Origin of the sequence: Enterococcus sp. DIV2371 (assembly GCF_050498525.1) — a bacterium.
Classification (GTDB): domain Bacteria; phylum Bacillota; class Bacilli; order Lactobacillales; family Enterococcaceae; genus Enterococcus_B; species Enterococcus_B mangumiae.
In genome coordinates, this window is sequence record NZ_JBIPAJ010000001.1 from 762,669 (window position 1) to 785,843 (window position 23,175).

Annotated in this window: 21 protein-coding genes, 1 pseudogene and 1 riboswitch; of the genes and pseudogenes, 13 read left to right on the plus strand and 9 right to left on the minus strand. The window is 38.7% G+C overall.

Going from position 1 to position 23,175, the window contains the following annotated elements; genetic code table 11:
- Window positions 1-120: 120 nt before the first annotated feature.
- Both IGL24_RS03530 and IGL24_RS03535 read right to left on the minus strand, forming a co-directional pair.
- A complete protein-coding gene (locus IGL24_RS03530) occupies window positions 121-942 on the minus strand; it encodes an NUDIX domain-containing protein (protein ID WP_206853365.1) in 822 nt (273 codons plus the stop codon).
- A 91-nt stretch (window positions 943-1,033) separates the two neighbouring features.
- Window positions 1,034-1,312 (minus strand): hypothetical protein, encoded by a 279-nt coding sequence (locus IGL24_RS03535; protein WP_242699779.1) that lies wholly within the window; start codon window positions 1,310-1,312, stop codon window positions 1,034-1,036.
- A gap of 277 nt (window positions 1,313-1,589) precedes the next feature.
- On the opposite strand from IGL24_RS03535, the gene metG reads away from it, so the two are divergent.
- Window positions 1,590-3,599: a methionine--tRNA ligase gene (gene metG, locus IGL24_RS03540; RefSeq protein WP_206853363.1), complete on the plus strand. Its 2,010-nt coding sequence runs from the start codon at window positions 1,590-1,592 to the stop codon at window positions 3,597-3,599.
- Window positions 3,600-3,737: 138 nt separating this feature from the next.
- Here metG and IGL24_RS03545 read toward each other — a convergent pair whose 3' ends face one another.
- Entirely contained in the window at window positions 3,738-4,430 is a 693-nt protein-coding gene (locus tag IGL24_RS03545; RefSeq protein ID WP_207700090.1) for a MerR family transcriptional regulator, read from the minus strand.
- 177 nt (window positions 4,431-4,607) lie between these two features.
- Between IGL24_RS03545 and IGL24_RS03550 the strand changes: the two genes are divergently transcribed.
- Both IGL24_RS03550 and IGL24_RS03555 read left to right on the plus strand, forming a co-directional pair.
- Window positions 4,608-5,327: a hypothetical protein gene (locus IGL24_RS03550; RefSeq protein WP_207700091.1), complete on the plus strand. Its 720-nt coding sequence runs from the start codon at window positions 4,608-4,610 to the stop codon at window positions 5,325-5,327.
- A gap of 288 nt (window positions 5,328-5,615) precedes the next feature.
- Window positions 5,616-6,377 carry a Fic family protein gene (locus IGL24_RS03555; protein ID WP_206853359.1) on the plus strand — a complete coding sequence of 254 codons (762 nt, stop codon included), beginning with the start codon at window positions 5,616-5,618 and terminating at the stop codon, window positions 6,375-6,377.
- A gap of 41 nt (window positions 6,378-6,418) precedes the next feature.
- Here the strand turns inward: IGL24_RS03555 and IGL24_RS03560 are convergent, their stop codons facing one another.
- Window positions 6,419-7,012, minus strand: a complete 594-nt coding sequence (locus IGL24_RS03560) for a hypothetical protein (RefSeq protein WP_207700092.1) — start codon at window positions 7,010-7,012, stop codon at window positions 6,419-6,421.
- Window positions 7,013-7,183: 171 nt separating this feature from the next.
- On the opposite strand from IGL24_RS03560, the gene IGL24_RS03565 reads away from it, so the two are divergent.
- The 5 genes from IGL24_RS03565 (at window position 7,184) to IGL24_RS03585 (ending at window position 11,801) form a co-directional block, all read left to right on the plus strand.
- Window positions 7,184-8,506 carry an APC family permease gene (locus IGL24_RS03565; RefSeq protein WP_207115544.1) on the plus strand — a complete coding sequence of 441 codons (1,323 nt, stop codon included), beginning with the start codon at window positions 7,184-7,186 and terminating at the stop codon, window positions 8,504-8,506.
- Window positions 8,507-8,708: 202 nt separating this feature from the next.
- Entirely contained in the window at window positions 8,709-9,485 is a 777-nt protein-coding gene (locus tag IGL24_RS03570; protein ID WP_207115543.1) for a TatD family hydrolase, read from the plus strand.
- Window positions 9,478-10,047 carry a ribonuclease M5 gene (gene rnmV / locus IGL24_RS03575; RefSeq protein WP_206853350.1) on the plus strand — a complete coding sequence of 190 codons (570 nt, stop codon included), beginning with the start codon at window positions 9,478-9,480 and terminating at the stop codon, window positions 10,045-10,047. Before IGL24_RS03570 ends, rnmV begins: the two co-directional genes overlap by 8 nt.
- Entirely contained in the window at window positions 10,040-10,924 is an 885-nt protein-coding gene (rsmA, locus tag IGL24_RS03580; RefSeq protein ID WP_206853348.1) for a 16S rRNA (adenine(1518)-N(6)/adenine(1519)-N(6))-dimethyltransferase RsmA, read from the plus strand. Before rnmV ends, rsmA begins: the two co-directional genes overlap by 8 nt.
- 250 nt (window positions 10,925-11,174) lie before the next feature.
- On the plus strand, window positions 11,175-11,801 hold the full coding sequence (locus IGL24_RS03585) for a hypothetical protein (protein ID WP_207115542.1): 627 nt from the start codon (window positions 11,175-11,177) through the stop codon (window positions 11,799-11,801).
- 76 nt (window positions 11,802-11,877) lie between these two features.
- Here IGL24_RS03585 and IGL24_RS03590 read toward each other — a convergent pair whose 3' ends face one another.
- On the minus strand, window positions 11,878-12,987 hold the full coding sequence (locus IGL24_RS03590) for an ABC transporter ATP-binding protein (RefSeq protein WP_206853341.1): 1,110 nt from the start codon (window positions 12,985-12,987) through the stop codon (window positions 11,878-11,880).
- A gap of 388 nt (window positions 12,988-13,375) precedes the next feature.
- On the opposite strand from IGL24_RS03590, the gene IGL24_RS03595 reads away from it, so the two are divergent.
- From IGL24_RS03595 to IGL24_RS03610, 4 genes and pseudogenes are all read left to right on the plus strand, one after another.
- Window positions 13,376-13,588 (plus strand): antitoxin MazE, encoded by a 213-nt coding sequence (locus IGL24_RS03595; RefSeq protein WP_347401514.1) that lies wholly within the window; start codon window positions 13,376-13,378, stop codon window positions 13,586-13,588.
- Between the two features lie 4 nt (window positions 13,589-13,592).
- Window positions 13,593-13,821, plus strand: a pseudogene (locus IGL24_RS03600) (type II toxin-antitoxin system PemK/MazF family toxin).
- Window positions 13,822-13,884: 63 nt separating this feature from the next.
- On the plus strand, window positions 13,885-14,316 hold the full coding sequence (mgsA, locus tag IGL24_RS03605) for a methylglyoxal synthase (protein ID WP_207115541.1): 432 nt from the start codon (window positions 13,885-13,887) through the stop codon (window positions 14,314-14,316).
- A 153-nt stretch (window positions 14,317-14,469) separates the two neighbouring features.
- Window positions 14,470-14,567: riboswitch (THF riboswitch) on the plus strand.
- A 36-nt stretch (window positions 14,568-14,603) separates the two neighbouring features.
- Window positions 14,604-15,137 carry a folate family ECF transporter S component gene (locus tag IGL24_RS03610; RefSeq protein ID WP_206853332.1) on the plus strand — a complete coding sequence of 178 codons (534 nt, stop codon included), beginning with the start codon at window positions 14,604-14,606 and terminating at the stop codon, window positions 15,135-15,137.
- Between the two features lie 95 nt (window positions 15,138-15,232).
- Here IGL24_RS03610 and IGL24_RS03615 read toward each other — a convergent pair whose 3' ends face one another.
- The 4 genes from IGL24_RS03615 to IGL24_RS03630 form a co-directional block, all read right to left on the minus strand.
- Window positions 15,233-17,008, minus strand: a complete 1,776-nt coding sequence (locus IGL24_RS03615; RefSeq protein WP_207699224.1) for an ABC transporter ATP-binding protein — start codon at window positions 17,006-17,008, stop codon at window positions 15,233-15,235.
- Between the two features lies 1 nt (window position 17,009).
- Window positions 17,010-18,725, minus strand: a complete 1,716-nt coding sequence (locus IGL24_RS03620; RefSeq protein ID WP_429968392.1) for an ABC transporter ATP-binding protein — start codon at window positions 18,723-18,725, stop codon at window positions 17,010-17,012.
- A gap of 297 nt (window positions 18,726-19,022) precedes the next feature.
- Window positions 19,023-19,664 (minus strand): lytic polysaccharide monooxygenase auxiliary activity family 9 protein, encoded by a 642-nt coding sequence (locus IGL24_RS03625; RefSeq protein ID WP_207699222.1) that lies wholly within the window; start codon window positions 19,662-19,664, stop codon window positions 19,023-19,025.
- A 258-nt stretch (window positions 19,665-19,922) separates the two neighbouring features.
- Window positions 19,923-20,846, minus strand: coding sequence for a helix-turn-helix domain-containing protein (locus tag IGL24_RS03630; protein WP_206853319.1), 924 nt, complete (start codon window positions 20,844-20,846; stop codon window positions 19,923-19,925).
- Between the two features lie 210 nt (window positions 20,847-21,056).
- Between IGL24_RS03630 and IGL24_RS03635 the strand changes: the two genes are divergently transcribed.
- Complete coding sequence (locus tag IGL24_RS03635; RefSeq protein WP_207699221.1) at window positions 21,057-22,793, plus strand: fibronectin type III domain-containing protein; 1,737 nt, start codon at window positions 21,057-21,059, stop codon at window positions 22,791-22,793.
- Window positions 22,794-23,175: the final 382 nt, after the last annotated feature.

Below are 23,175 nucleotides of genomic sequence, written 5' to 3' on the forward strand. Positions count from 1 at the left end.
TTCGCCTTGTTTATAAAAAACAACTATTGTTTTTGTTTCTAGGAATTTCTTTAAGAAAAGCTCACTAATTATGACAAACCAAAAAAGAGGAGAAGAGCATTTACTGCCCTTCACCTCTTTTTATTCTGTATGCCCAGGTTTTAATTGATAGATTTTTGAAGGACGTCCGATCCCAACTGGACGTTCGCCGATTTCATCAAAGTACTGTAACATTGCTTTTTTAAAATTGGAATGATCGATCATTTTAAAATCGATCCCTAAAAATTTAGCAAATACTTTACGTGCTTCTGTGATCGTGAAGTCTTTTCCTAGAACTTGAAGCACCTGTGGCTCATGTTCCATTTTATTGACGACACGGTTGAAGGCTTTGACAATGATCTCGCTGTGGTCAAAGGCTAACGTGTCTTTGCCGGAAGATTCACTTGTCGTTAAATCAAGCGTGATCGCCACCTCACCACTCGATAAATGAAGCTTGTTTGCATTGCGTTCCAGAGAAAACCATTGGACTTCTTTGGCATCGTCTCCAGCAATCAAAGGTTCTTCACCGATAAAGGCGAGATAGCTGACTGTGACGACCCAGCCACGAGGGTCACGGTTTGGTGTACTGAAGGTATGCAGTTGTTCAATATTTTCTTCTGAGATGACAACGCCAGTTTCTTCCTTGGTTTCTCTTAAGACGCTGGCACCTGTCGATTCATTCTTTTGGACGAATCCTCCAGGAAGTGCCCAGGAATTTCGATAAGGATGGCTTTTACGCTGGATAAGCAAAACTTTTAATTGATCTTCTTCTTTGTTATAGCAGAGTAAAACGATATCGACTGTCAAGGAAGGTTTCTCATATTCAGGCCGCTCTTGGTCTTGGTACCAAGCTAAGAAATCGGCTTCCGGTGCTTCTTGTTCATAATAGGTTTTTTCTTCTTCTTTTGAATGAAAGTGTTCCACGTTTTCACCTCCCGTTAGATTAAGGCGCTTTTTACATTATTGTAGCAGAATCTCAAGTAAAACCAAAGATTTCTAGACAAATAAATCAAACTCATAGTTGAAAGAGAAACGGTAAGAGTAGATTAAATAGGAAGAAAAGCAAATAAAAAGGGAGAAGCTTTTGTTTTTCTTCTCGAATGGCGAAAAATCCACAGACAACGATGTACACTGCTAGGACGACTCGAAGGATCATTGAGAGTAAAAGAAACGTGTTCAGCTGTCCATGAAGATTGAAATAACCGTATAAACGTAAATAATAGAAACTAAATAGTAGATGGACGAGCGAAAGTAAAGTAATACTGATAATAAATGATTTGTGCTTTTTTGTCATTAGTCTCAAAACCTTTTCTTATATGATATTGCTTATTATAACATGTTTGTAAAGCAGAGAATGGCGTGTAGGCAATCTAAAAGAAAAACGAGTGATTGGTTGAGCAGGGAAGTGAGTGACATCTCACTATAACAGAAGTTCTTGATCGATATTTTTATGAAAGAATCGAACATCGTAACATTTCGGGAGTTATCAAAAAAAGCTAACAGCGTATTCATTTTATGGTATACTAGCAAGGAAACGAATTCGCACCATGCGATAAAGGAGGAAGTACCCCATGGCAGAAAAGGAAACTTTTTATATCACTACGCCCATCTATTATCCAAGTGGCAAACTGCACATTGGCAATTCTTATACAACGATTGCATGTGATGCTGTTGCACGTTATAAACGTTTGATGGGCTTTGATGTGTTTTATCTAACTGGGGTAGATGAACACGGACAGAAAATTGAGAAGAAAGCAGAAGAATTAGGCGTAGAGCCACAGGAATATGTAGACAAAATGGCTGCAGATGTCAAAAAACTGTGGAAAACATTAGATATCAGCTACGATAAATTCATTCGCACAACCGATGATTATCATAAAGCAGCGGTTCAAAAAATCTTTGATCGTTTGCTTGAACAAGGCGATATTTACTTAGGTGAATATGAAGGCTGGTATTCTGTCTCAGACGAAGAATTCTTTACAGAAACACAACTTGCAGAAGTTTACAAAGATGAAGACGGCAAAGTGATCGGCGGAAAAGCGCCAAGTGGTCATGAAGTTGAACTAGTCAAGGAAGAGTCTTATTTCTTCCGTATGAGCAAGTATGCGGATCGCTTGTTAGAATACTACGAAGAACACCCAGAATTCATCCAACCAGAATCGCGTAAAAACGAAATGATCAATAACTTCATCAAACCAGGTTTAGAAGATCTAGCGGTTTCACGTACGACATTCAGCTGGGGGATCAATGTCAAGAATGATCCGAAGCATGTGGTGTATGTTTGGATCGATGCGTTATCAAACTATATCACGGCATTAGGCTACGGCTCAGACGACGATCAATTATTCCAAAAATATTGGCCGGCAGATGTCCATATGGTCGGAAAAGAAATCGTTCGTTTCCATACAATCTATTGGCCGATCATGTTGATGGCATTAGATATCCCATTGCCGAAGAAAGTCTTTGGACATGGCTGGTTGCTGATGAAAGATGGCAAGATGTCTAAATCAAAAGGAAATGTCGTTTATCCGGAAATGCTTGTAGAACGTTATGGTTTAGATGCGCTACGTTACTACTTATTACGTGCTGTACCATTCGGTTCAGACGGCGTATTTACACCAGAAGATTTTGTTTCTCGTGTAAATTACGATTTGGCGAATGACTTAGGGAATCTTTTGAATCGTACGATTGCGATGATCAATAAATATTGCGACGGTGTAGTTCCTGATTATGCCTCATTAGTGACACCATTTGACAGTGAGTTATCGACAACTGCTGCGAACGTGGTAGGTCGTTACCATGATGCGATGGAAAAAATGGAATTCAACACTGCCTTAGCTGAAATTTGGGTATTGATTTCTCGTGCCAACAAATATATCGACGAAACAGAGCCTTGGGTATTAGCGAAAGACGAAGAGAAGAAAAAAGAATTGGAGAGTGTGATGATCCACTTAGCTGAGTCGCTACGTATCACAGCAATTCTCTTACAACCGATCATGACAGAAACACCAAGCAAGATCTTCAATCAATTAGGGTTGGATGCTGAAACAATGGATCTTGAAGGATTGCACTTCGGTGAATTCCCATCTGGAACTAAAGTTGTTGCAAAAGGCACACCGATCTTCCCACGTTTAGAGTTGGAAGAAGAAATTGCCTACATCCAAGCGAAAATGTCAGAAGGTACTCAAACAAATGAGGACTCTGTCAAATGGGACCCAGAAGAAACAGAACTTGTTTCCACAAAAGAAAAACAAATCAAGTTCGATGTATTTGAAAAAGTCGAATTAAAAGTAGCGGAAGTTATCAATTGTCAAAAAGTAGAAGGCGCAGATAAACTGTTGCAATTCCGCTTAGATGCAGGTGATAACCAAGACCGTCAGATCTTATCTGGTATTGCTGAGTTTTATCCTGATCCTAGTGAATTGATCGGCAAAAAATTGGTGATCGTTGCCAACTTGAAACCACGCAAAATGCGCGGACTGATCAGCCAAGGGATGATTCTTTCAGCAGAAGCAGCAGATGGCTCGCTCCAAGTGATCGAAGCACCAAAAGGTATGCCAAACGGTTCAGAAGTTGGCTAAAATGCAATAACTAATAGAGGTTTCAACAAAAATATTTAGCCTCGGTAAATAAGACGACAACCACAAAATCGATGTTCAGATTTTGTGGTTGTCGTCTTATTCTTTGGCTCGTTAATTAAAACGAAAACTATAGGTATTCTATTCACTGATCACACGTAATAACTCATTGAATGAGGAGATGCCCTTGATTTGTTCCAATAAGATGCCATCGATTTGCTGTAAGGTATTAACGGCAATTTCTCTGGTATGGCTGATTTCATTGTTATCAAGTCTTTCAAGTACTTCTTTCACACTTTCTAAGGAAAATACGGCACGTTGTACGGTTCTAATAATGAAAACTCTTCTAATATCGTAAATATTGAACTCTCGAAATCGACTATCTTTATTCCGAGTCGGCTTTAGTAATCCTTCTTTTTCCCAGTGGCGAATGGCAGATGTCGATACAGTTGCTTCCTTGGCAACTTCGCCAATCGAAAAGTGTTTTTTATCTTTATATTTTGGCGTACTTGATAGAGCAGTTGGGTCAAGTATAGCGATGGTATGTTTGACTATTTGCTTTTCTGTATGAAGTTTTACTTGTTCATCATTGATCTTCCAAAGAACTTTTGTCATTTCCCCCGTCATAACTAAAGGCATGATCTCTTTTATAAAATCCATACCAAAACCAGGAAGCATCGATCGGATACAACGAAAATATGCTTGATGTTCATAGGTGTAGATTCGATAGCCATTTTTTGCTCGTTCGACTTTAGGGATGATCCCCCAAGACTCATAGTGTCTTAACGCACTTGTACTAATATTCAATTCTTTTGCAATTTCGTTGCCTCTCATTCTTATACACCTCTACTTTTCATTATAATTAAACTTTAAAGTTCATGACAACTTATATTTCCAAATATATGATCAAATATACGTTTATTTGTTGAAACATTAGCATTTGCATTAATTTGCTATGATTATTGTAGGGAATAAAATTTCTACCAATTTAGTTTTAAGGGAGGCAATTCAATGAATGAAATCATCGTTAAAAAGAGTGTACCATTATTGCCAGCTGTTTCAATGGAACAGACAGTTGCATTTTATAAGGAACTTGGTTTTACTAATCTATATGAGAACAAAAAACGTTCACGCGGGTATGCAATCATGGATAATGGGTATTTAAATTTTCAACTCTACAGCTATAAAAAATTGACAATACCTACGCCAACGAATATGTATTTATATGAAGTTGAGAATATTGATTCATTATACGAACTTTTTATATCGAATTATAAACAGATCCATGGGAAGGTTCCGCCAAGAAATGGCTTACCCAGAGTGGGGATTCCAAAGAATTTAGATGCTGATAGAAGATTTAGTATAACTGATCCTAATGGGAATCATTTCATTTTTTCACAACCTTATAGTCATAAAAGAGAGCACTCAGACAAATCAAGATTTGAAAAATTATATTGGGAAAGTAACACGCTTGCTTATTCCCACGAAAGCCCGATTGAAGCTAAAAAAATGCTTGAAAGTGCAATATCAAGAGCGGACCTACAATCAGAATTACCTGAAGTTGTCTTTCAAGTATATGTACTCTTAACGGATGTTTCAATTCTTTTAGGCGATACAAAAAGTGCAAAAAAATATTATAGTGATGCAAGTCATTGGTTTGGAAAAATAGGCAATCAGACAGTCGAAGATTTAGCAGATTCGATCGAACAGTATCAAAGATTTGATGTATAAAAAGATGGATAGGTTGACTCAGACATCGAGCATTTTTTCTTGGATAAAGTTTTTGTGTAGAGCTAGAATAATAGCCTATCGAAACTAAATCTTTCTTTCATAATCATTGTTCAATGAAATTTTCGAAATGTCACAGCTAAACAAAACATACATGTTACAATAAGAAAGAAAAGTGTCTAGGTATAAAAAGTAAAGAGTCCAAACCGAGTCATCAGATTATTGGTTTAGACAGAATGATTTATGAAATATAGGATAACTACGCTACCTATTGGGAGAGGAGGAATAAAGATGGATGTGAATGAGTTAGATTTGATCACGCGATTTATCTTGGAAAGGAAAGCAAATCTGCATGGTGGAATTTACCATTTGACGCAAGTAGAAATGGCGTATAACTCCAATCGAATCGAAGGATCGAGAATTTCTGAGAAGCAAACCGCCTTGATATTTGAAAATAATATTCTACCTCCTGCTGAAAATGGTGAGGCGACGAAACTAGATGATATCAAAGAAACAGAAAATCATTTCAAAGGTTTTGATTACGTGATTGAGCATATCGAAGAACCATTATCGAATGATTTTATTAAAGAATTACACCGTATTTTGAAACGAGGAACAACCGATGAAAAAAATCCGCTGACACCTGTTGGAGAATTCAAGATTGTTCAAAATATGATTGGGTTTGGTTATGAGGAAGTTGAAACAGCAGCGCCAGAGAACGTAAGCGAAGAAATGATGGATTTAATTACGAACTACGAGAATCAAAAGAACAAAAGTTTAGCTGAGATTGCTGACTTCCATGTGAAATATGAAAGAATCCATCCTTTTGCAGATGGCAACGGACGTACAGGACGTTTGCTCATGTTCAAAGAATGTTTGAAGCACAATGTCATGCCTTTCGTCATCAAAGATATCCATCGTGAATTTTATTATAGAGGTTTAAGTAATTGGGGAACCGAGAACGGTTATTTGCTCGATACTTTAGGTATGAGCCAGGATATGTATGAACAGTTTTTGAAACGAATGAAATTCACAGGAGCGATTCATCACTAGAGTCGTTTTAGAGACAGTCAAAAAAGTCGAACGATGAGAAATCATCGTCCGACTTTCTTTAGTTTTAACCGTTGTTTGACTTTTGTTGGCAATAAAGCTGCTACGATTGAAAAAGGAATACATAAAATATACCAAGCAACCAGACGGCTATTGCCATAACGTGCATAGATCTTGAGCAATAGCGTGTGTAAAATCACTAAACCTACCAGTAAGCTAATAGCGAAGAACCATGTCGTATCCCAATCGTTCAAGTGACGCAAAGCGTTCATTGTTAAAGGATAGCCATAGAAAAATATCCCGACCATCGTGACGCGCCAATTTTTGACGATCGTTTGGACATTCAATAGTAAAAAGAGGACAGAAAGTAAAAAAGCAATGGGCGGAAACAAACCAACAAGAAAGGAATAGACGATTCCCCACAACAACATCCCAGGTCCTTTGATCAAGGCCGCAATGAGAAGAAAACCAGCCATCAGTAGCAATTGTTGCGTAAATGTCGCAATCGTTAACCAACCAAATAAAATCAACAATAACCAATGTAGCTTGGATTGCTTTTGTTCTTTTTGTGGAAAAAGATTAGCACCTTTATCTTTTAAATAAGTGGCTAATTTTGGATCGATTGATTGAAAATCCATCTGGTTACCTCCTTACAATTCCAAGTAGTCCTATTTTATAGAAGATATAGCAAAAAAACATCCGTCTTAGGAGGGATGTTTTTCAATAAAAATTTCTGAAAAGAATGGTAAAACGAAAAGTTCTCAGTTATACTGAAAAAAATAAAAAAGAAATACGAAATGAGGAAGAGGATGAAAGGGAAATTAAAACGCGAGATCAATTTGTTTGGTGCACTATCTACAGTGATGGGAACTGTGATTGGCGCCGGCGTCTTTTTTAAAACAGCAGCGGTAGTGGCAAGTACACAATCAACAAGTTTGACGTTACTCGCGTGGTTGTTAGGAGGGTTCTTAACGATCTGTGCCGGCCTAACGGTAGCTGAATTAGCCACTGCGATTCCTGAAACCGGTGGAGCAGTCAAATATATTGAAGCAGCTTACGGTAAGTTACCAAGTTTTCTATTAGGCTGGGCACAAAGTTTGATCTACTTTCCAGCCAACATCGCGGCACTGTCGATCATCTTTGCGACACAGCTGATCAATCTTTTGCAACTACCAGCTAATTATTTATTAGTGATCGCGATTATTACGGCACTTTCTATCACTGGGTTGAATCTCCTAGGGACCAAAGTCGGTGCTTATGTTCAATCTGTTACATTAGTGATCAAGTTGATCCCGATTGCAGTGATCGTCATTTGGGGTCTTTTGACACCTGGACAAGGGACGGTTCAATTATTTCCAGTAGAAGCAGGACAAGGTGTTTCCTGGGCAGAAGGTCTAAGTGGTGCTTTGTTGGCGACACTTTTTGCTTACGATGGTTGGTTAGGTGTCGGAGCGATGGCTGGAGAAATGAAGCGTCCAGAAAAGGATTTGCCAAAAGCAATTATTCTAGGATTAAGTTTTGTGACATTCGTCTACTTATTGATCAATTTCGTCTTTTTGAAAACATTACCGATCGACCAAATTGCTGGAAACTTGAATGCTTCCTCTGATGCGTCTGCCGTTATCTTCGGTGAATTGGGAGGGAAAATTGTTACGATCGGTATTTTGATCTCTGTTTATGGGGCATTGAATGGTTATACACTGACCGGAATTCGCGTCCCTTATGCCATGGCATTAGAAAATGAATTGCCATTCAGTAAACAGTTATCAAAGCTCTCAAAAAATTTCACGGTTCCATATGTACCTGCGTTATTCCAACTAGCGATTGCATGTATCATGATGAGCTTAGGATCATTTGATTTTCTGACGGATATGCTGATTTTTGTGATGTGGCTATTTAGCTTATTGATTTTCATTGGCGTATTCATTTTAAGAAAGAAAGCGCCTGAAATGCCTCGTCCTTATAAAGTGCCTTTCTATCCGGTGATACCAATCATCGCGATCTTAGGAGCAATCTTTATTTTAGGAATGACACTGATCACACAAACGAATCTAGCGATGATCGGCATCTTAGTGACATTGTTAGGTGTGCCTGTGTTTTATTACAAAAAAAGACAATCGGAAAGTAAATAAGTTTCGATTGAAAAAGTGGAGACGTTAGTTCTCTTGCGTCCTCTAACACTGAATAAACGACGGGAATAAAAGTGACTTCTCTAGGGAGAACACTTTTATCCCGTCTTGTTTTTTTCGTAACAGATATCATGTTTTTTAGTCGTTGAGACTTCTTTAAAGCCTATTTATATGCTAAAGTAATGAATGAAAAGGAGAGATAAAAATGATATTTGATTCTCATACTCATTTGAACGCAGAACAATTCAATGAGGATATCCCTGAAACGATCCAGCGTGCAGAAGAACTAGGTGTGACTAAAATGGCAGTCGTAGGTTTTGATACGCCGACGATCGAAAAGTCTTTGATGCTTAGTCAAGATTACCAAAATATTTATAGCATTATCGGTTGGCATCCCACGGAAGCTGGCAGCTATACGAAAGAAATCGAAAATAAACTACAAGAACAATTGACTTTACCCAAAGTAGTTGCTTTAGGTGAGATCGGATTGGATTACTACTGGATGGAAGATCCTAAAGAAGTCCAAGACAAAATCTTCCGAAGACAGATCGCGATCGCTAAAGAGATGCGCCTACCGATCAGCATCCATACGAGAGATGCGTTAGAAGATACGTATAAGGTTTTAAAAGAAGAAGACATCCGAGATATCGGTGGGATCATGCATAGCTTCAGTGGTGATTTTGAGTGGGCAAAACGTTTCCTTGATTTAGGGATGCACATTTCCTTTAGTGGCGTAGTCACATTCAAAAAGGCATTAGATGTGCAGGAAGCTGCCACAAATGTACCATTGGATCGGCTGTTGGTCGAAACGGATGCACCTTATTTAGCACCTGTACCGTATCGTGGCAAAAGAAATGAACCGGGCTATACACGTTACACAGTAGAAAAGATCGCAGAACTTCGTCAGCTACCGATGGAAGAAGTAGCTGCACAGACATGGGAAAACGCCCATCGTTTGTTTGGATTAGCAGAGCATGACTAAATTAAAGATCCAAGAAATCATTGTCGTCGAAGGGAAAGACGATACGAGACGATTACAAGAAGTGGTTGAAGCCGACACGATAGAAACCATTGGATCAGCGATCAACGAAGAAATATTGATGCAGATCGAACATGCGCAGGAAACTCGAGGCATCATTATTTTTACAGACCCAGATTTTTCAGGTGAAAAAATCCGTAAAACGATCATGGAAGTTGTACCACAAGCAAAACACGCCTTTTTACCGAGGAATCAAGCAGTCCCGAAGAAGAAAGGGAGTTTAGGGGTCGAGCATGCGAGTGATACGGCGATCTTAGAAGCATTGAAAAAAGTCGTCACGCCAGTCGATGATGAGGAACAAACACCAGAAATCACTAGACAAATGCTTGTGACACAAGGTTTGATTGCAGGACCTCAAGCAAAAGAAAAGCGGGAAATGTTAGGTGACGAATTACGCATCGGCTATACCAACGGAAAACAATTGGAGAAACGGTTGAACATGTTCCGGATTACGTTAGACGAGTTTAAACAGGCAATGAAAAAAGTGGAGGATCATTATGAGTGAATATCGGGACATTGCAACACCCACTAGAACGAAAGAGATTTTATTGAAACACGGTTTTTCTTTTAAGAAAAGCTTAGGGCAAAACTTTTTGACAGAGCCGAACATCCTTAGAAAAATCATTGAGACTGGTCAAATCGATCAGCAAACTAATGTGATCGAAGTAGGACCAGGGATCGGTGCATTGACAGAGCAGATTGCACGTCACGCCAAGCAAGTGGTCGCCTTTGAAATCGATGACCGATTGATTCCTGTTTTGGCGGATACACTTGCGCCTTATAAAAATGTGACAGTCATCCATCAAGATATCTTAAAAACCGATTTAGCAGAGGCAATAAGTACACAATTCAAAGAAAAATTACCTTTGAAGGTAGTTGCGAATCTACCTTATTACATTACGACACCAATCATGATGCATTTTCTTGAGTCAGGAGTCGTTGTCGATGAAATGATCGTGATGATGCAAAAAGAAGTGGCCGATCGTATTTCAGCTAAACCTGGAACAAAAGCATATGGCTCGTTGTCGATTGCTGTCCAGTATTACATGGAAGCCAGCTTAGCGTTTATTGTTCCAAAAACTGTTTTTGTTCCACAACCTAACGTGGATTCAGCAATTTTGAAATTGACGAGACGAGCAACACCAGCAGTTTCTGTGACAGATGAGCAAGCCTTTTTCCGTTTGACCAAAGCTGCGTTTCAACAGCGCAGAAAAACCTTATGGAATAATTTGCAGCATGCTTATGGGAAAGATGAAGAAACAAAAAATTGGTTGACCGAAAGTCTTTCTAAGGCAGAGATTGATCCGAAAAGACGAGGCGAAACACTTTCTTTAGAAGAATTTGCTGCACTAAGCAATGCAATGGAGCAGCTAAAGAAATAAAGCAATCAGTCTAAGACATGAAAAAAACGTCTAAAAGATGAATCATCAGACACCTCTTGAGAAAATAAGCTTAGCTATTTTTTTCAAGAGGTTCTTATTATCTTAAAAACAGTTTTTTTGGCGTACTTACTCGACTTTAGAAGATGTAAGGTGTCTGCTTCTTTTTGCCTTTAGGTGTCTTGACACATTGATGATTTAGCAGTACAATAAGTCAAAATGAATGTGTCAAGACACGTTAAGGAGTAAAAAAATGAAAACAAATTCTGTAAGAAAACTGACAATTTCCGCTTTGCTGATTGGGATGGGGATTCTTATCCCGATGATCATGCCTAAAATCGTGATCCCCCCTGCATCATTTACACTTGCTTCCCATGTGCCATTATTTATCGCAATGTTCTTTTCACCAGGTGTCGCTGTTGCAGTAGCACTAGGTACAACATTTGGCTTCTTCTTGACTACACCAGTGATTATTGCACTTCGCGCATTGTCTCATTTGGTGTTTGCGCTGATCGGCGCATGGTATTTACAAAAAAAACCAGGAATCGTCTTAAAAGACGGAGAGTTCACTTTATTGAACTGGCGCTTTCAAGGATTTAATTTCCTAATTGGTGTGATCCATTCGATTGTTGAGATGATTGTCGTCAGTGTGTTCTTCTTTATTGGAAACATGCCTGAAACATACTACGCAGAAGGGTACTTCTATACAGTATTCATCTTGATGGGGATCGGTGGTTTGATCCACAGTTTAGTGGATTACAATATTGCTTATTTTATCGCTGGTACATTAAGCAAATTTTTCGACGTACCAGTTTTCACTGCCGCAAAAAAACAGCAAAAGAACGAGATCATGCAAGGAACGATCAAAAGAACTGTTTAGTTATTGAAGAAATCAAAACAAAGCCCAACGATCACAAGATCGTTGGGACTTTTATTTATCATCGATTGTTTACAGATTATGGGATCGTAATAACGTCTTCTGTATCTTTATCAAAGAAATGCCCTTTATTGATGTTGAAGGCAAGATCGATCATTTCTCCTGGTTTATGGAAGTCGCGAGCGTCAACTTTTGAAATGAACTCTGTTGTTCCAGTGCGAGTATAAAGCATTGTTTCTGCACCAAGTAATTCGGATACGACAACTTCTGAATTGACGACGGTTTCTGGTGAGGCATCCAAAACGACTTGCTCACTATGGATATCTTCTGGACGGATACCAAAGACAAGTTCTTTTCCTTCGTAGCCTTTTTCAACCAAGACTTTGTTTTTACCTTCAGGGATTCTTAGTTTTAACCCATGGCCATCTGAGATCACGCCTTGGTTTAGTGTAACACTGAAAAAGTTCATGGCAGGTGAGCCGATGAAACCAGCGACAAACATATTGACTGGTGTATCATAAACTTCTTTCGGTGAACCGATTTGTTGGATAAATCCATCTTTCATGATAACGATACGATCTGCCATCGTCATCGCTTCTGTTTGGTCATGGGTAACATAGATCGTTGTCGTTTCTAGACGTTGGTGTAATTTTGCGATTTCGGCACGCATAGCAACACGTAGTTTCGCGTCCAAGTTTGACAATGGCTCATCCATCAAGAAGACTTTTGCATCACGTACGATGGCACGACCTAAAGCCACACGCTGACGTTGTCCACCTGAAAGAGCAGCTGGTTTCCGTTTTAAGTATTCAGTCAAACCAAGGATCTCCGCAGCATTTTCCACACGTTGTTTGATGTCTGCTTTGTCATATTTACGTAATTTCAAACCAAACGCCATGTTGTCGAACACCGTCATGTGAGGGTATAAGGCATAGTTCTGGAATACCATCGCAATATCACGATCTTTAGGAGCAACATCATTCATTACTTTGCCGCCGATGTTCAATTCACCTTCAGAAATATCTTCAAGACCAGCGATCATACGAAGTGTCGTTGATTTCCCACAACCGGAAGGACCAACGAATACGATAAATTCACGATCTTTGATTGCCAAGTTAAAGTCAGTAACAGAATAATTTTCTGCGTTATCATATTTCTTGTATACATTTTTCAGAGCCATTTCTACCATCGAACAAACCACGCTTTCTTTTTTCTTTTATTTGATGTGTTTAGTATAGTTGAAAGCGCTATCTATAATCAATGTCACAATGAACAAGAATTCGTGGAATCTTTCGTCAATGTGTACAAAATAGAATAAATGATGTTCATGAAGCAAATCTTTCAATAATGAGAGCAAACTCCAGCAATATGATAATTTATTTTTTTGGTTTTTACTGCTCGATTTATCAAAGATTTACCGTGTATTCACTATCTTAGAGCGTATAATACTTTGTAGATATTAAGAGATATAAAAAGGAGGCAACCAAGAAAACAAAATTTGATTTTCATGTTAAATGAAGATAAATTCAATTTAACATGAGCTGGGAGATGATAATAATGGAAACGACTATTAAAAGATTGGAAATTCTGTAGGAGCGATTTTTCCAAAAGATATTTCTCCAGAAGTTGGAAAAATATATACGATTATAAAAATAGGTGAAACATATGTTTTAAAGCCCAAAAAAGAAGATATTTTCAAGAGTCCAGAGGCATGGGCAGTCTTTAGAGAGTCAATTACCCAAGAAGATAAAGAGTGGGATGAAATGGACCTTGAGGGAGAGGAACTATAAATAAATGGATGATCCAAAGCAAAAAGATATTGTGTGGTTGGATTTTGATTCAGCTAGAGGAAAGAAAATTTGATACATATATTAAGATCAAAGAACCACAAATAATTTCTGGACAAGTTGTTACACATCAGTTGCGTTCAATTGACTACACCGCTAGAAACATAATAAAAATTGAACAATGGGCTATTCTGACATGGTTTGATGTACTAGAAGTCCTTGATATGTTTGTATAGGAAGTTGTAGAATATCAAACCAGAAAGAAATTTGTTACACTGGTAGAAAAGGAGTGATGACAGATGAAGATAGCATTGATTGCACATGATCGCAAAAAAGAATTGATGATAAAATTTACTACTGCTTACAAAACGATACTTGAACAACATGAACTATTCGCGACAGGGACGACCGGACAAAAGATTGCAGAAGCGACAGGACTATCAGTCCATCGATTCAACTCAGGGCCTTTAGGCGGAGATCAACAGATTGGGGCGATGATCTCGGAAGATGAACTGGATCTAGTGATTTTCCTTCGTGATCCTTTAGCGGCTCAACCGCATGAGCCTGATGTGACTGCATTGATCCGATTAGCTGATGTTTATGATATCCCTTTAGCGACGAATATCGGTACCGCAGAAGTTTTGTTGCGAGGGCTTGAAGCAGGGTTTTTCGAGTTCCGAGAAGTCATCCATGAAGAGGGCAGCAAGATTCCTTTTCCCAACCATCTATAAAAATTCGTGTTTTGTGGTTATTCATTAGGATTTGTTTGTTAAATGTCTGTTACGTTACGAACTAATGAATTGTTTTTGATAGAAATATTAGTTTTTTATTTACACAGAATCCTTTTCTATGCTATAGTTTGTCTGGGATAAATTCCCACTATCAACAGAGTAGAAAGTAAAGCGTTAAGTGCTTAGAGGATGGGATGTTGCCTCTAGGACGAAGGACATTTGTTCGCGGTTTTATTTTCGCATTCGCTGCATGAAACATGTAGCAGCTCTTAAAGGAGATGCTAGAAATGAAGAAAAATCGTTTAGATGCTCGTATGATTACGATCATGGGACTGTTGATCGCCTTGATGGTCACGCTGTCTCGCTTAGTTTCATTTGAAACACCATTACTCAAAATCAGTGTAACATTCATTCCCCAAGTGGTCATGGGTATTTTATTTGGCCCATTTTGGACAGGGATCGGGTCTGTTTTAGCTGATGTCGTGGGTATGGCATTATTTCCTAAATCTGTCTTTTTCATCGGCTTCACGTTGAATGCTTTTATTGAAGGAGCGATTTATGGTTTCTTTTTCTATCGCAAAGAGATCACTTGGAAAAATGCGATCTTAGCAACACTTAGTGTGACAGTGCTCATTAGTTTGATCCTGACACCACTATGGTTAGTCATTATGTACCAAGTACCGATGAACTGGGTATTTTGGGGACCACGTTTATTAAGAGCCATTATCTGGGTGCCGATCCAATCGATCATGATCTACGTGATTGGGCGTGCCATGCCATATAAAAGAATTTTGCGGAGTTTAACGACGCATACAAAATAAAAAAACAAGCAGTCTTCCCATCCCAGAAGACTGCTTGTTTTTTTATCTATAGGAGACGAAACATTTTTGTTCCGACTTCTCTCTACAAATGCTCATTATTTTTCAGCTGATCCAGTAAATTGTGCTTGATAAAGCTGACGATAGTTCCCATCTGCGATCTTCAATAATTCGTCATGTGTGCCCATTTCTACGATTGCTCCTTGATCCATGACGAGGATCTGATCGGCATTTTTGATCGTCGATAAGCGATGGGCGATCACGAAACTGGTTTTTCCTTCCATCATTTTTAGAAAGGCATTTTGGATTTTCTTTTCCGTCAATGTATCCACAGAACTTGTCGCTTCATCAAGTATCAACATCGGTGGATTACTGATCATGGTACGCGCGATCGTTAGTAGTTGGCGTTGCCCATCGGAGATTTTTAATCCTTGTCCACCGATACGTGTATCTAGTTTTTCAGGTAAGCGTTGGACGAATTCGTACATATATGCTGATTTGAGTGCATCATTGATTTCTTCATCACTTGCATCCGGTTTTCCGTAACGCAAATTTTCTCGTAACGTACTGTCGAATAACCAAGTATCTTGTAAAACCATCCCAAAACTCTTACGTAAGGAGTCACGAGCGATTTGAGTAATATCATAATCGTCGATCGTGATCGTTCCAGAGTTAACATCGTAAAAACGCATCAACAAATTCACTAAGGTCGATTTACCCGCACCAGTTTTACCAACGATTGCGACCGTTTGCCCAGGTTTGGCAACAAAGCTAAAGTTTTCGATCAAGCGTTGTTGTGGCTCATACGAGAAAGAAACATGTTTGAAAGCGACCTCGCCTTTGATCGTTTTAGGATCAAGTTGATAAGCAAAAGGTTCATCAGGCGTTTCTTCCGGTTGGTCGATCAATTCAAAAGCTCGTTCTAAACCAGAAAAAGCTGTTTGGATCTGCGTGGTGATACCTGACAATTCAATAAACGGTTTTGAAAACTGACTAGAATAAATCGTAAAGCTTGAAATAATACCAACAGTGATCGTTGAATCACTTCTTAATGCAAGTAACCCACCAATCAATCCGATGGAAAGATAGGCTAAGTGATCGACAAAACGAGAAGATGGATTCGTCAATGAAGAAGAAAACTGCGCACGTTGTCCTTTCTCATATAGATCGGCATTCAATGCGCTGAATTGTTGTTGATTGACTTCTTCTTGTTGGAACGCTTTGATGATTTTTTGATTACCGATTCGTTCCGTCACAAAACCTGAGATATTTCCGATGATTTTTTGTTGGTTATCAAAATCATTTTGAGAAGCTCGTGCAACTAACCAGCTAACTAAGAAAATGATCGGTGTCGAACAGATCACAACAAGGGTCAATAATGGACTCAAGTTGAGCATGAAAATCAAGGAGAGGATAATGATCGCCACGCCAGAAAACAATTGATTGAACGCCGCCGAGATTGCAATGGAGATATTGTCCATATCGTTCGTAAAGCGGCTGACGATGTTCCCATGGGAATTTTGATCGTAATATCTTAAAGGTAAAAGATTCAAACGAGCAAAGGCATCTTTTCTTAGATTAGCAACAGATAGGTATGCTAATCGATTACTCAATACTTGGATCAACCATTGGCTGATGACATTCAGTAATACGATCCCGCCGAACATCAAAAGTAATTGGGCCAACCGAGTAAAGTTGACTTGGCCGATCCCAACCATTTGATCGATACTTTGACCAATTTGTAGTGTCATGACGACGGTAGCAACACCATTGATGATCCCCAACAAGACAGCCAGCCAAATTTCTCGTGGATGTGCAGTCAGATAGGGAACAAAGCGTTTGAGGGTTTGCATGGATAATTTTTTCGACTTCATCTTATTCCTCCTCCTGAGATGCTACGATTTCACGATACTCAAACGAGTGATCCAGTAGTTCATCATGTGTTCCTTGTGCCACGATTTGACCTTGATCCATAACGAGGATATGCTCCGCTTGTTGGATCGAACGAATCCGTTGAGAAATAATGATGACCGTTGTATCAAGGGAAGACTGGAGCGCTTTTCGTAAGTTTAAATCTGTTTGGTAATCCAACGCACTTAATGAATCATCTAAAATCAAGAGGGCTGGTTTGGCAATCAACGCGCGGGCAATCGTCAAACGTTGTTTTTGTCCACCGGAAAAGTTTTTCCCATTTTCCATGACTCTTGTGTCCAATCCTTTTGGCAATTGGCGAACAAAATCCTCGGCTTGCGCAATCGCTAAAGCTTCCCAACATTCTGCGTCTGTCGCGTCTGGTTTGCCCCACTGAAGATTGTCACGAATCGTTCCAGTAAACAAGACGGCTGTTTGTGGGACTTGTGAGATTTGGCTCCTTAAAACATCTAATGACCAGTCACGAACGTCTTGCTCATTAAAGATCACTGCGCCCGAACTAACATCATAAAAGCGTGGGATCAATTGCGTCAATGTCGTTTTCCCACTACCAGTTGGTCCGATGATCCCTAGAACTGTTTGGCGTTTCAGTTTGAAGTTGATTCCTTGCAGGGATAGACCAGATTCTGGTGTATAACGAAAATCTACGTCTTTAAATTGTAAGATATCTTCCGCATCCATCGTTGGTTCAAGCGAACTTTCAGGATCAGTGATGCTATTTTCAGTATCTAAAACTTCTTTGACCCGTTTGCCGGAAGCTTCTGCACGCGTGAAGATCACGACAAGATTTGAAACAACGATCAGGGCAAGTAACATTTGATTCATGTAGTTGATCAGTGCTAAGACTTGTCCTTGTTGTAAGGAACCGATATTTACTTTGATCCCACCGACAGTCAATAAACAGATGATGCCGACATTCATGATCAATGTCGTAGCTGGAGAAAGTAAAGCAGAGATATTAGACACACGTAAATAATTTTTTGCCAAGACATCAGTGTTTTCATCAAATGTTTTGATTTCTTTGTTTGTGCGAGAAAATGCACGGATCACACGAACACCACTTAAATTTTGGCTGACAGTCTCATTCAGACCGTCTAATTTTTCTTGGACTTTTTGATAGAGGGGAATCGTCTTACGGATAATAAAGTATAAAATGACTGAAAAAATAGGTAACAAAGCTAAGAAGAATAGTCCGACTTGCCAGTCGATCACAAAAGCCATTACCACAGATCCAATACTTAAAAAAGGGGCACGGATCAATAAACGAATCACCATTGCGAGTGCCAGTTGTAGTTGATTGATGTCATTTGTCATTCGCGTGATCAACGTATCAGTGCCAAAATGATTTAATTCACTGTGAGAAAATGTATTGATTTTTTTGATAAGTTGGTTCCTAAGTTCTGTCCCAAAACCTTGAGAGGCAATGGATGAGTAATATTGACAAATAATGGCACAAATCAGTCCGATCACTGACATGGCGATCATCCAAATACCCATGTTGATGATCACTTCACGATTGTTCATTTTCAACCCATTATCGATCAGCGAAGCCATCATCAAAGGTAAGATCAATTCAAAGACAGCTTCTAAGAATTTGAACACAGGACCTAGGATGATTTGTTTTCGATAGTCTTTCGCATAGCGCAATAACTGAATCATAAAATTTCCTCCTAAAAACGAGTTACCCAATCTTGTTCTAACGTCTGTCGGCATAAACCAAAGGATAGTCCAACCGATATATGATAAATAGATATTCTTAAAGCAATGAAATGAACTTGCAACGAGAAATCCAACGATAATATAACTAGGTACTCTCATATTGTAGCTTATGAAATTTAGAATGAAAAGAGAACAAGCCTTTTCATAAACAGCATATTTTAGTAAAACTTAAGAAATCACAAAAAAAGAGTACCTAGCTAAATATAGAGGTACTCTTTTTCGTTCAATCGTATTGTTTTATTTTTGTAAGTCAGATAATAAAGTTTCACCTTTGACATCGACATCGATGACGTTGTAGAAGCCATTCTTAGTGTCAGCAACATCCCAAACAGCTAAGATCACATGATAGCCTAAGCGATCGCTAGGAATGTTGATGGAATGAGTCGGGTTAGTAGAAGATAATTGACCATTATTTGAGACTTCACCAATGAATTCCAAATCATCTCTTGTCAACGCATCATTTTGATCCCAACCTGCTTTTGTCATGTAATAATGCCATTTCGTTGTCGCATGATTAGCAGTGAATGTCCAAGTAAAGTCATTTGCACCAGCTGTCATTTGTTGTTTTGTCCATAGAGATGCCGTTTGTTGATCTAATAGGAAATCGCCGACAGCGCCATTTGCAGAAGCAATTTGTCCATCTTCAGGACCAGCAGCTGGAAATCCTTTTGGTGCTTCAAGAGATTGGGGCTCATTGATGACAGCTCCGTATTTTTTGAATGCTGCATTATAGTTGCTGTTTTTGTCAATGCTCCCTTGATAACCGCGACTTGCTGGTTGCGAAACGTAACCATGAGCAGCGACATCGATCGAAGTGAACGTGCTTGCTCCAATACTTCCTAAAATCAATCCTAAACCTATTAATGTACATTTTTTCATGATGTTTCCTCCAATGATTTTTTCTTTATGTAACGTACAATTGTTATCATAACTGATATGTTTTTAGTGTTAAAAAATTGTACGTTATTGCAACAAAAAAGATTGGTCGCTGGCGAACTGCTCCAGCTATAAGTAGTCATCGTGTGAAATTCCGTCATTCAAGTGGAACCTACAGAATGACGAGATAACTAAAAAGCACTTAGTCATTATCGAGAAAATAAAGGCTAAGTGCTTTGGTTTGTCGTTTTATTGGATCGATTACGTTGATGGGACACGTTTGCTTTTTACGATGACTTTTCGGTCTGTTCGACTTTCCGTATAGATTGACTCATTATACTGTTCAGCTAGTTTGTCTTTTAAGCTGATCAAATATTCTGTCGTAGAGGTCAAGCCTAACCAGTCAAAGAAATGAATTCCTTCTTCAACTTCTTTACAAGCACTTCTTTGACCATCTGCCAAACGATCGAGCGCAGTAAAGACTTTGTAGTGTGCTAAATCTAAAGATTGTTTGTGTGTATTCGCGAGCATTTTTAGTTTTTCTAGAAATAATTTGCGAAGTCTCGAGGACTCTCGATTGAAAGATAGACGAATCCCGTTCAAGATAAATATAGAAAGATGTTCCGAATAGTAGGTACTATCTATGTAGGCTTTCATTTTAATGACACTCTTTTGAAATGAATGGATAATGTAGTCATCGTCAAAAATAAATAAACAATTTGAAAAAATTGCTAACTCAAAATGTCCCCACGTGTCAATTTTTTCAAGATATGTCTTAATGATAGCTATTTCTTCTTTCATTGCCGAGGTAAATATGGTGCTGTAAAGATAATTTGAAATCAATTTTCTTTGGGCATAGATCAAGCGATAATAAATATTACCAGTTTTTTCAAATTCATTCAATAATTCTTGTTCTTGTGCAGGTGTGATCTTTTTCGAGTTGATCAGATAATTCGTCAATTTTTGTTTATTCGAAAGTGAATTGCTATTCAACAAAAATTGATATTCTTCAAGTGTGACGTTCATACGATCAAGATAGTTGACTAATAGTTCAAAACCGATTTTTGTTCCACGGGATTCAAAGGCTGCTAAAGTTCCTCTTTGCGAGATGCCTTCAGTCAACTGTTCTTGTGTTAGTCCACGATCTTTTCTTAGTTTGCGAATTAGAGCAGCATGTTCTGTCAATGCTCAATACCTCCAGAAGCTGTTTTTTTATATGACTATAATAGCATAATGTAGTTATGTGAATGTTATGTTTTCATATATGCGCCCTTTTGTTAAATAAGTGCGATTTTTAAGAGAGAATCTTTTTTTGTTGCAATACCCTACAAAAATAAAATGTCAGAAAAAAACATGTTTTAATTTGTTCTGTAATACAAAATTAGGAGGGAAAAAATGAACAAGAAAACGTTGTTATTCTCAGTTGGTCTATTAGGTTGTTTAATTGGAGGCGGCTCGGATGTATTTGCAGCAGATGCAGCAGATGTGATGCCAGATATCTCAAATCGTCAAGTATCAGTAGGGTATTATCATAACTGGATGCCTGAGCAAGGAGCTGGTTACCAAGGAGGACGTCCAGCGGATACTGATTTGGCGAAAGTTAATCCGTTTTATAATGTGATTGCTGTATCCTTCATGAAGGGGGATGGTATTCCAACGTTCAAACCGTACAATATGTCTGATACTGAATTTAGACAAAAAGTAGCGACATTGAATGCGGAAAATCGTGTAGTGCTTATTTCACTTGGGGGCGCAGATTCCCATATTGAATTACATAAAGGGGAAGAACAAGCTTTTGCAGATGAAATCATTCGTCTTGTAGAAGTCTATGGATTTGATGGCTTGGATATCGATCTAGAACAAACGGCAGTAGATGCAGGCGACAATAAAACAGTGATTCCAGCTGCTCTGAAAATCGTACGTGCGCATTTTGAGAAAGAACAAAAACATTTCATTATCTCAATGGCACCAGAATTTCCCTATTTAAGAACACAAGGAAAATATGTTCCTTATATCACTGCGTTGGAAGAAGAGTATGACTTTATCGCACCTCAGTTGTACAATCAAGCAGGAGACGGTATCAGTGTTGGAACTGAATGGATCGCTCAAAACAACGACAGCAAAAAATTTGAATTCTTATATGGAATCTCAAAAGCTTTTAATGAAGGAAGTGGAGGATTTATTCAAATCCCAGCGAACCGCTTAGCTTTAGGTATTCCAGCAAACGTTGATGCAGCAGCAAATGGCTTTGTAAAAGAACCATCGAAAGTTTATGATGTATTTGAACAAATGGAAAAAGATCAAACACCGCTGAAAGGGTTGATGACTTGGAGTATCAACTGGGATGAAGGAAGAAATTCAGCAGGTGTGATGTATAATGAGTCATTTGCGAATGCGTATAAAGATCTATTCCAAGAAAAAACGCCAGATACAGAAAAACCATCACAACCAACTAACTTAGCAGGAACAGCGACACATTCAACGGTTGCGTTATCATGGACAAGATCTACTGATGATCGTGGCGTAGCTGGTTATTATATTTACCGTGATGGCAAACAAGTAGGACGTTCAACGACGAACGCATTTACTGATACAGAGTTGGAAGCAACAACAGAATATTCATATACGGTGAAAGCTTTTGACGCAGCAGGCAATGTTTCCGAAGTAAGCAAAGCATTAGTGATCGAAACTCTAGAAGTACCTCCAGCAGATGTACTTGCGCCATCTACACCATTAGATGTGACCGCTTCGACAATCACTGATAAGAGTGTCTTATTGACATGGACTGCTTCAAGCGATAACGTTGGCGTAGCCGGATACGTTATCTATCGTGACGGTAAAGAAGTAGGGGAAACAGTTACAAATGCATTTACAGATACTGGCTTAACTGCAAGCACCGAATATTCATACACAGTAAAAGCCTTTGACGCAGCAGGAAATGTCTCAGAAGCAAGTGAAGCATTGGTTATCACAACAGCAGAAGCACCAGCAATCGCTGCATGGGATGAGACGAAGGTCTATGTTCTAGGTGATGTTGTCACTCACAACGGAAATACTTACCGTGCAAAATGGTGGACACAAGGAAATGAACCAGGAACAGAGCAATGGGGACCTTGGGAATTGATTGGCTGATTTATATAATCGTTCAGTACAATGATCATAATAAAATTAAAAAAGCGAGAATCGAGCAACTGTTCGATTCTCGCTTTTTTGTATCAATGGATGGATAAGATCAGTTATCCGTTCGATTGTTTTCTCCGCAAAAAAATAAAAGTCGACGTTGACTAGCAACTGTCGACTTTCATTTTTACTGAAAATTTGGTTATGTAAATATTTTTACATTGGTGGGATAACTTGCCACATAATACTAACCTCCTTTATTGGTTATCTTATGAACATAGTATATCGCCTAAATCGGTTAAAGGAACATAATGTACGTTATTGCAACATTATTTTTTTTTATGTTAGGATAAGATTTAAAAACTGCTCAATAATCTAGGCACTTTTTAAAACA

Bases quoted from the DNA above. Each gene is read 5' to 3' on its own strand.
- IGL24_RS03535 (WP_242699779.1), bottom strand. From the start codon at position 1,312: ATGACAAAAAAGCACAAATCATTTATTATCAGTATTACTTTACTTTCG.
- metG (WP_206853363.1), top strand. From the start codon at position 1,590: ATGGCAGAAAAGGAAACTTTTTATATCACTACGCCCATCTATTATCCA.
- IGL24_RS03545 (WP_207700090.1), bottom strand. From the start codon at position 4,430: ATGAGAGGCAACGAAATTGCAAAAGAATTGAATATTAGTACAAGTGCG.
- IGL24_RS03550 (WP_207700091.1), top strand. From the start codon at position 4,608: ATGAATGAAATCATCGTTAAAAAGAGTGTACCATTATTGCCAGCTGTT.
- IGL24_RS03555 (WP_206853359.1), top strand. From the start codon at position 5,616: ATGGATGTGAATGAGTTAGATTTGATCACGCGATTTATCTTGGAAAGG.
- IGL24_RS03560 (WP_207700092.1), bottom strand. From the start codon at position 7,012: ATGGATTTTCAATCAATCGATCCAAAATTAGCCACTTATTTAAAAGAT.
- IGL24_RS03565 (WP_207115544.1), top strand. From the start codon at position 7,184: ATGAAAGGGAAATTAAAACGCGAGATCAATTTGTTTGGTGCACTATCT.
- IGL24_RS03570 (WP_207115543.1), top strand. From the start codon at position 8,709: ATGATATTTGATTCTCATACTCATTTGAACGCAGAACAATTCAATGAG.
- rnmV (WP_206853350.1), top strand. From the start codon at position 9,478: ATGACTAAATTAAAGATCCAAGAAATCATTGTCGTCGAAGGGAAAGAC.
- rsmA (WP_206853348.1), top strand. From the start codon at position 10,040: ATGAGTGAATATCGGGACATTGCAACACCCACTAGAACGAAAGAGATT.
- IGL24_RS03585 (WP_207115542.1), top strand. From the start codon at position 11,175: ATGAAAACAAATTCTGTAAGAAAACTGACAATTTCCGCTTTGCTGATT.
- IGL24_RS03590 (WP_206853341.1), bottom strand. From the start codon at position 12,987: ATGGTAGAAATGGCTCTGAAAAATGTATACAAGAAATATGATAACGCA.
- mgsA (WP_207115541.1), top strand. From the start codon at position 13,885: ATGAAGATAGCATTGATTGCACATGATCGCAAAAAAGAATTGATGATA.
- IGL24_RS03610 (WP_206853332.1), top strand. From the start codon at position 14,604: ATGAAGAAAAATCGTTTAGATGCTCGTATGATTACGATCATGGGACTG.
- IGL24_RS03615 (WP_207699224.1), bottom strand. From the start codon at position 17,008: ATGAAGTCGAAAAAATTATCCATGCAAACCCTCAAACGCTTTGTTCCC.
- IGL24_RS03620 (WP_429968392.1), bottom strand. From the start codon at position 18,725: ATGATTCAGTTATTGCGCTATGCGAAAGACTATCGAAAACAAATCATC.
- IGL24_RS03625 (WP_207699222.1), bottom strand. From the start codon at position 19,664: ATGAAAAAATGTACATTAATAGGTTTAGGATTGATTTTAGGAAGTATT.
- IGL24_RS03635 (WP_207699221.1), top strand. From the start codon at position 21,057: ATGAACAAGAAAACGTTGTTATTCTCAGTTGGTCTATTAGGTTGTTTA.